A 7,513-nucleotide genomic window follows, 5' to 3' on the forward strand; every position below is an offset into this window, starting at 1 on the left:
AAAGATACTCTTTAAACCCAGGTATGACCTGTTCATCGGCCGTTCCTAAGATATCTCTCGCTTCAAGTGCGGTATTGACGACATCTCTTAGTCGGTTTTCGGCGGGCGATTCACTCGTTGTAACCATGGGGCCCATACGCTCAAATGTGTCGGCATCGATGGGGCCAATCGATGGAAGTGTGTTGCGTATTGAACCGTGATTTTGGGCACTTGAGAATTCGCCAGCGTGTACCCGTTTTTTTAAGTCGAGCCATCGGGGATTGAGAGAAGTCGTCGGGGGCGATACTACTTGCATGGTTTAACTCGGCTTTAGAAGGGTGGGTGAAGACGGATCTACGACCTGTCTCAACCGGGATTATTCTGGTTACCTTCTAAGTATCGACCGAAAAAACCAAGCGTTGCGTTATTCTTCGTTTACTTTGTGATGATAGATATATGCCCGTTTTCCCCCGTGAAATACCGGCGGTCCGAGAATTTCAAAGTTTGGGCAGCAGCTGCGCATTAGCTTCTGGTTGGTGGTGATAAGCCCAACCGTTGTAGTGGACAAAGGCCCTGTGGCCATGTTGTCGATGGAAGCATAAAGGTTATTCAAATTACCTTTTTTGCCCATTCGCTCCCCATAGGGGGGATTTAGAAAGCATGTGCCCTCTATGTCAGTCAACGATTTCGCTCGCTCGCTGAGAGTGGCCCGCTCGAAGTCGATGAAGTCGCGGACGCCGGCTGCTTCAGCGTTTTGAATCGCAGCTTCGATGGCTCCTGGATGACGGTCCGATGCGAAAATGGGTGGCGTGGTCTCCGATTCTTTAGAGCGGTATTCGCTCAAGAGATCTTGCCAGCGCTTGGGACGAAACATCGGCCACTGCATGAACCCAAATTCTCTATGAAGCCCGGGGATTCTGTTCTTGGCTATCAAGGCCGCTTCGATTGCCAGTGTGCCAGATCCTGTCATGGGATCGATAAAAGGTGTGGTGCCATCATAGCCCATTGAGACCAAGCAACCGGCAGCGATATTTTCTCGTAAGGGTGCTTTGGCGGTGGCCTGGCGGTAACCTCTTTTGTGAAGGTGCTCACCACTGCTATCGATGCTGACGGTCACGATATCGTTGTTCACGCGAATAACGATGCGTTGCGTATCTGCAGGAATCTCTTCACCTTTGACGAAGGTTAAGCCTTTTCCCAGTGAACTCTCCAGCGCGTTTTGAAAGCGTTCTATCACCGCGCCAGAATGGTAAAGCTTGGACTTTTTACATGTTGCGCGAACCTGAAGAGGTTGGTTCTTCCGGATAAAGTTTTTCCAAGGAAGTGGGTTTGCGAAAATTTGTAGGCTCTTGAGCGTTGTGATTTTTGCTGCTCCCACACGCACGATAAAGCGTGAGCTGATTCGCGACTCGAGGTTAAGGCGGCACAGCTTCTCAAAAGAAGCCGCAAAGGTGAGGCCGCCTTCTTCAGGTTGAGCCTCGGCGATACCCAATTTCTCGAGTTCTTCTTGGGCAACGGTCTCTAGACCGGGCGTAATCACAGCGTAAACTTCAAACATAATCCCCTCTAAACACAGTCACATGGCATATCGCAACGCTTAAATGAGGTCTTTCTGGGTGCTTTGAGGCTCACAGGTAAGATGTGGCTGATCGTACTGAGCCATGTCCTTGGCGAGCGTAGCTGATTGGGAGGCTTTTCTCGGCGCCCACCGTGGGCTAATCTAAATCTATGCGGAAGATTCCATTTGTCGAAACTCATGTTGATATTCTTATCCCTTCTGACCGTGACGCAGCGTTTGCATTGATGAGCGACCTGGACCAATTTCCAACATTTTTCACGGGGTTTGGTCCGATTCCAAAGGTTGTAAGATGTGAGCTGGTAAGTCCGCTACCTGTGGCCGTAGGTAGTAAGCGTTTGATTTCAAATGGTGATGGCTCAGTTTTAGAAGAAATCGTTGAGATTCATGAAGATGGTAAGGAGCAGCGTTATCGAATTGAGAAGGGCTTTGTTCCCCCGTTCTCTTTTCTCATAGCGGCAGCAGTAGGACACTGGACGTTTGAAAGTGAAGCTCAGGGAACCAGAGTGGGGTGGACTTATCGGTTTGAGCTGACCAGCTCGCTAGCCCGCCCTATCGCCGGTTTCATTGTCCACGTATTTTTTAAGAGGGCGATGATGAGATGTCTTGGCAATATGAGGCAGGCTCTTTCGTAAGCGTTTGGGTCGTCTAGAAGTCTAGACTCACTTCATTTGTTGCATCGTACCCGCACACGGTCCCGTCGGTTTGAGAAGTGGCTTCGAAGTCCCAGTCTACCAAGCTCGCCGTGGTTGAGCCCGAAAGATCGATAGTGCAGTCTCCGGTTACCAGACCCGACCAACTGAGGTCACCGGTCCAAGCGAAACTGGTTTCGAGGGTACTGTCAGCCATAGCAGTCGTTCGCGAATAATCCATCTCACCATCTATCTCGATGCCATAGGCGCTGCAGTTTTCGAAACTTACCGTGTAGGAGAAATCTGCGCCTGCTGACCCGGTTTCCCATGTCGCTGCAACCGAGCCAGAGAAATCGGCCGTGCCTCCGCCTTCACAATCACGTGAGAAACTGCGGTCGTAATCAAAGCCTGCCAGCGCTTGCCCGTTCATGCGCGTTCCGCGGTTGAGCATTGCATTAACAGCCTCGAAGCCCTGACCTGCTTCGTCAGCCGTTAGGCCTTGAGGATTATCCGCGTTCATGGCGCCTGAAGAGTCGACGTTCTCAAGGGATGAATCACCACAAGCGATCAAAGATACAGTCATCGAGCATACTAGGAATAAAGATGAGGGAATTTTCACGTCTGATCTCTCGGTTGTTAGTTCACTCATAAGGTAGGGCAGGGAGCTTGAAATGGAAAGGTACCAGCCAATATTTTGTCTCATTTTGGCATCATACAAGGGCCCACATGTAGGCTCATGCGCACATGGGTGAATCATGTGGAAACGTCACAAATTTGCAAGAAGAGCCTTTTCCTGAGAGAAGAGCATACAGCTTACACGCCTCCAAAACGGGAATGATTCAATGACGATGCCTCGCCGATGGCTTCAAGTACGGAGCCTATTGTTAGGGGCTTGGTTATGCCTTCCGGGGCAGGCTTGGAGCTCGGGGCTTCAGCCTACGGCTGTGCTCGAGGAAGCGACCCCATCGATTGCCGATCTTTTAGGTCAGCCCTCTGGCTTAGAGCTTTCGATGGACTGGGCCTTTTTTGATACCCTGAACAAGCTACCGCTCGTTCATGAGGGAACTCAACCCAAGGTAGTCGCTGGTCTATGGCGCTCGATGGCTGGGATTGACTCCAATGAGTTCAGCGCATCGAACGAGTTGCTTCAGTTGACGGTGCAGGGTGAGGCGGATGATGGCCGTGTACCATCACTGGAATTACTTGTTCCTCAGCATCTGGAAGCGGTGGAGGTTGATGCCACTCTGCGACTCGAAATGAAACGGTTGGATTTCTCTGGGCGTGACTACGCTGATGCATCAGGGACCCGGTACGATACGGAATTCAAGATGGGTCGACACTGGGTGGAGGGCTCATGGTCAAGCCACCCGGTTCTGCGTTTAAACTATACACGTTACGATTTTAGAGATTCTCGGGAGAGTATGGAGCGCAGCATCCCAGTGCTCGAGTGGGACAACGTATGGAAGTTAGAAAAGGCTTGGGGTGCAGGGCTCAAGCAGTTACTAGAGCCCAGAATTTATTATGTGTTTGTCCCTTCGGTGCAGCAAGACAACCTCCCCAACGATGATTCTCAGGTTATGGGCTTTGGTTATGATTCACTCTTTCAGTCAAACCGTTTAACAGGGCGTGACCGTATAGGTGATGCTAATCAAGCCAGCTTAGGATTTTCCACAAGCCTTGTTTCTGGCGACGGTAAGCGTGAGTACTTAAAAGCGGGCATTGCCCAAACAATTTATTTCTCCACCCACGAATCTTTGATTGGGGAGTCCAGCGGGATGAGCCAGAGAGGCGTATCCGACTTAGCGTCGGTTATCCAAGCACAAATTGGAGATACGAGTATCGTCTCGGTCATGCAGTGGGATCCGGTGAATGAGGAATTGGCGGCGGCGCGAGCCGAGCTTAGCCAGGAGTTTGGTCGACAGGTTTTGAGCTTAATCCACCAAAAAAATGGTGAGATGAGGTCCACCGAGCTTGCGTGGGACTACCAGATATCCAGTCAGTGGGCCGTGACGAGTAGGCTGGCATATACAGAGGGTGAGCGACCAGGGGAGCAGCTAGAGACAGCACTGCATTACAGCGGATGCGGCTGGGCTTTCAAGATGGATACACGTAGCCGTTGGCGCGAACAGTTTGAGCGTGAAGACTACTCCATGAATATTTTGGTTGTGCTCGACTCTTTGGCAGAACCGATGGTGCGGACCTGCCGTTGAGGTTAACGCAGAGGAGATTTCAAACCTTTGCCACGGCCACTTTCAAAAATGATTTTTTCAGCCGCTTCCCGTTCTTGACGAAACCGCATGACATCTAAGACCAATGCAATATTCTCAGTATCGGAAATAGATCCAGCTAGCACTTTTAGAACTTCGATTTGGTCACTGGGAAAGCGTTGAAGTTTTAAGACGGTCGCAACTTGTTGGCTCGACATTTTATATTGGTTGGTCCAGCGGGAGAGAACAACCAGCTGACCTTTTTGGAAAGGCTGGGCCTTGAGTTGCTTGAGGAGGCTATTGAATTGGCGGTCGCTCAAGGGTGGAAGCTCAATCGTCGCGGACCGGGCTTCGTTCGGGCGTTTGGCGATGGTTGGGAGTTTGGGTTCCTTCGTTTTTTTGGCTGCTTTAGCATGACCCAATAAAGCATAGAGTGGCCCCAGGGCATCTTCGCTGCATGCATTGGGAACAGTGTTACAGGGCAGTTTTTGAATATTAAAAGTTCTGCAGCCTTTTCTCTTTACGTTACCCTCGATGGTCTCCCCTAGGTATTTACCACGAAGCTTGAGCATGGCGAAATTCCCTGGATTGTTGAGCCAATACCTTGGTTTAAAAACGAGGATTTCTTGTCCTTGCTTGTTGGTGGTTTGCTGCACCTTTGCATGAAACTTTGCCCCTTGCTCTCCGCGCTTTTTACGACTGAGTAAGAAAGAAACAGATGCTGGTTTGTCGCTCGTATCAAACTCAATCATCATGGGCATAGCTTTACCACGACAGGTATATTCTCCTACCCAGATTCCATCGGGATAGTTGAGCGGCTCTTGAGCATGAAGGTTCGTTGTAAACCCGAGGCTGAGCACTAGGATGAGGATTCGATTCTTATTATTCATTTTTCATGCAGTAGGGTTCATCTTTTAGAATTTCGCTGATCTCGCCGAATAAGGGAAACCGGTTTAGGCTGTATTTAGAGAAGACCAAACGATTGTCAGCTTTGACGTCGAAGATACCCTTGCCACCTTCGATCAACTCTATTTCTATATTGAGACTTTCAAGTAGCTCTGCAGCCAGACCGACCGCCATAGGTTTATAGTTTCACATTCCACAATATTTGACGCTAATTTTCATTGCTGGCTCCTTTACGTATTGGAGAATACTTTAGCTCTATCAGTCTTCTGATTCTAGGTATCGTTCAAGTGCTAGAAAAAAGCGCTCTTCTTCAGTGATATTATTCTTCGAATTTTTCGAACGCCGGTTAGAGGCGCGAGCCTTGTCGAGATCGATTCGCATTGGGGCGGCAGCGGTATCAATGTTGGCATGGAGAATGACGTTGGAGTCTTTCCAAAAATTCTTACGGGCTAGCTTTGAGGCCTCTTTGGGTTTGAGGTTCGGGACGTGCAGATTCAAGCTGCCTCCGGAACCCTTCCAAGAGGCTAAAGTCATGGCTATGGGTTCAGGAAGTGACTTTAATCCTTCAAGGTAGAGAGCATTCTCAATGCCACTGCCGCGCCAAGCGGCAAGAGGGGCGGCTTGTTCGTAGCTGACTTCCGTGAGCCCGCCGAGCTCAAGGTGCTTGCCTTTCCATTTGGAGAGAATATCAAGGCTTTCAGGCGTCCAGTCTCTAATGCGGTTCAAGGCAAGTAGGCTGCCTTTCCAGCGAGCGAGGGCGCGGACTGAAGCTAGAGGGAGGGAGCGCAGGCCACTTAATGAGAGCTTACGGCCAGGCCATTTAATAAGCGCGCGGGCTGATGATGCGTCTAGTTCAGGCAGGCCGTCGAGGTAGAGATTCTTGGCTTTCCATTTACTCACGCAGCGAGCCATTTTAGGGTCAATGACGCGTAGCTTAGGCAAAGAGACGCTTCCTCGATCCCAAACTGCGATAGCAAGACATAATTCTGTGGTGAGGCTGGTGATGGAGGTCAGTTCAAGAACCGAAGAGTTGTGCGTACTGGCTATGAGCTGAATGGTATGGGGGCTGTAATCTTCAATGCCCTTGAGTGTAAGCGTCTTACCTTCCCAGGTCATTAACGCACCTGCGGCCTCCGCGCCGATTTTCGGGATACCATCAAAGTTGAGTTCTCTGCCTTCCCAATTCGACAAATACCGCGCTGCACGAGAGCCAATGCTTTCGATGCCATTGAAGGAGAGTCTTTTGCCTGGCCACTTGGCTATGGTCTTCGCCACTGAGTTACTAAGTTGTTCTAGTCCGTTAAGGCTCAGATGGTTGGCCTTGAACTTTACAAGGCCCGCGAGTGTTTTCGCCCCGAAGTCGCTTATGCCATCTAGGTATAAACTTTTACCCTTCCATTGCCCGAGAGCTTCGGCGGTTGGTAGGTCCAGCTCCACCACTCCATTGAGTAATAAAAACCTGCCCGGCCACTTGGCGAGAAGCGTAGCGGTCTCAGGAGTCAGCTCGGTGAGCCCGTTGAGTGAAATATATTGTCCCTTGAAGGTGGAGAGGGCTTGCGCTTGGTCCACGGATATCCCGTCGAGTTCATCGAGGATGAGACAATTTTGCCGGTTTTGCTGACACGGCCTGGGGCGGTCCGGCCCGTTGATTGCGATGACCCCTTCGTCGCCCATCAGAAGCAGCTCTTCCATGGGATCTCCGCACGCGGCTGCGAGAAAGAGGAGTAGAACTGCTGGGGTACGCCAAAGTGATTTTCCGAAAACCTTTGTCATACTAAGATCTTAACGGATTTATAGTGTTTTCGCCACTTGATGGCGGGATTCAGGCGTTTGGGGTGAGCGTACTGTATCGGGTCTTGAGGCCCGTGTAGAGGTCGTCTTTGAAGCTGGGGCTTTCCGAGTCGAGACTTGTGAGGATATCAACAAGATGTTCGTTGTCTTCACGGCCGTTCCACTCTTTGACGTAGCTGCCATCTTGGTAGCCATGGTCTTGCCGGAAAAAGTTAAGAACATTTTTACCGATATAACCGCGGTAAAGGGCATCCACGCTCATGTCGGCGGCGAGGAGGCAGTTGGCAAAAAGTTCAACTGGAAAAACCTTTTGAGTTAGGGTTTCACCGGCCAATGCTTCAACCGTCTCAAGGAAAGTGCCTGTTTTTACGGGGTTTTCAAGCCGCTTGTCGATGGTTGTGACCAATTCTTCGGACATGCCG

General features: G+C 50.4%; 9 protein-coding genes. 2 read left to right on the top strand and 7 right to left on the bottom strand.

What is annotated here, in order from left to right; all coding sequences use genetic code 11:
* Together HOK28_01710 and HOK28_01715 are read right to left on the bottom strand one after the other, a co-directional pair.
* On the bottom strand, positions 1-295 hold a 295-nt coding region (locus tag HOK28_01710), incomplete at its 3' end, for a hypothetical protein (GenBank protein MBT6431776.1).
* 108 nt (positions 296-403) lie between these two features.
* Entirely contained in the window at positions 404-1,537 is a 1,134-nt protein-coding gene (locus tag HOK28_01715) for a class I SAM-dependent RNA methyltransferase (protein ID MBT6431777.1), read from the bottom strand.
* 170 nt (positions 1,538-1,707) lie between these two features.
* On the opposite strand from HOK28_01715, the gene HOK28_01720 reads away from it, so the two are divergent.
* Entirely contained in the window at positions 1,708-2,190 is a 483-nt protein-coding gene (locus HOK28_01720) for an SRPBCC family protein (GenBank protein MBT6431778.1), read from the top strand.
* Positions 2,191-2,203: 13 nt separating this feature from the next.
* Here the strand turns inward: HOK28_01720 and HOK28_01725 are convergent, their stop codons facing one another.
* Entirely contained in the window at positions 2,204-2,770 is a 567-nt protein-coding gene (locus HOK28_01725) for a hypothetical protein (protein ID MBT6431779.1), read from the bottom strand.
* Between the two features lie 259 nt (positions 2,771-3,029).
* Between HOK28_01725 and lptD the strand changes: the two genes are divergently transcribed.
* Positions 3,030-4,397 carry an LPS assembly protein LptD gene (lptD, locus tag HOK28_01730; protein ID MBT6431780.1) on the top strand — a complete coding sequence of 456 codons (1,368 nt, stop codon included), beginning with the start codon at positions 3,030-3,032 and terminating at the stop codon, positions 4,395-4,397.
* A gap of 2 nt (positions 4,398-4,399) precedes the next feature.
* Here lptD and HOK28_01735 read toward each other — a convergent pair whose 3' ends face one another.
* The 4 genes from HOK28_01735 to HOK28_01750 all read right to left on the bottom strand — a co-directional run.
* Positions 4,400-5,284: a DUF4476 domain-containing protein gene (locus HOK28_01735; GenBank protein MBT6431781.1), complete on the bottom strand. Its 885-nt coding sequence runs from the start codon at positions 5,282-5,284 to the stop codon at positions 4,400-4,402.
* Positions 5,277-5,474, bottom strand: a complete 198-nt coding sequence (locus HOK28_01740) for a hypothetical protein (protein MBT6431782.1) — start codon at positions 5,472-5,474, stop codon at positions 5,277-5,279. The genes HOK28_01735 and HOK28_01740 overlap by 8 nt, the downstream gene beginning before the upstream one ends.
* Before the next feature lie 84 nt (positions 5,475-5,558).
* A complete protein-coding gene (locus tag HOK28_01745) occupies positions 5,559-7,073 on the bottom strand; it encodes a hypothetical protein (GenBank protein MBT6431783.1) in 1,515 nt (504 codons plus the stop codon).
* A 49-nt stretch (positions 7,074-7,122) separates the two neighbouring features.
* Positions 7,123-7,513, bottom strand: a 391-nt coding sequence (locus HOK28_01750; protein ID MBT6431784.1) for a dUTP diphosphatase, incomplete at its 5' end; no start/stop codon positions are given.

The sequence above is a fragment of the Deltaproteobacteria bacterium genome, assembly GCA_018668695.1.
GTDB lineage: Bacteria > Myxococcota > XYA12-FULL-58-9 > XYA12-FULL-58-9 > JABJBS01 > JABJBS01.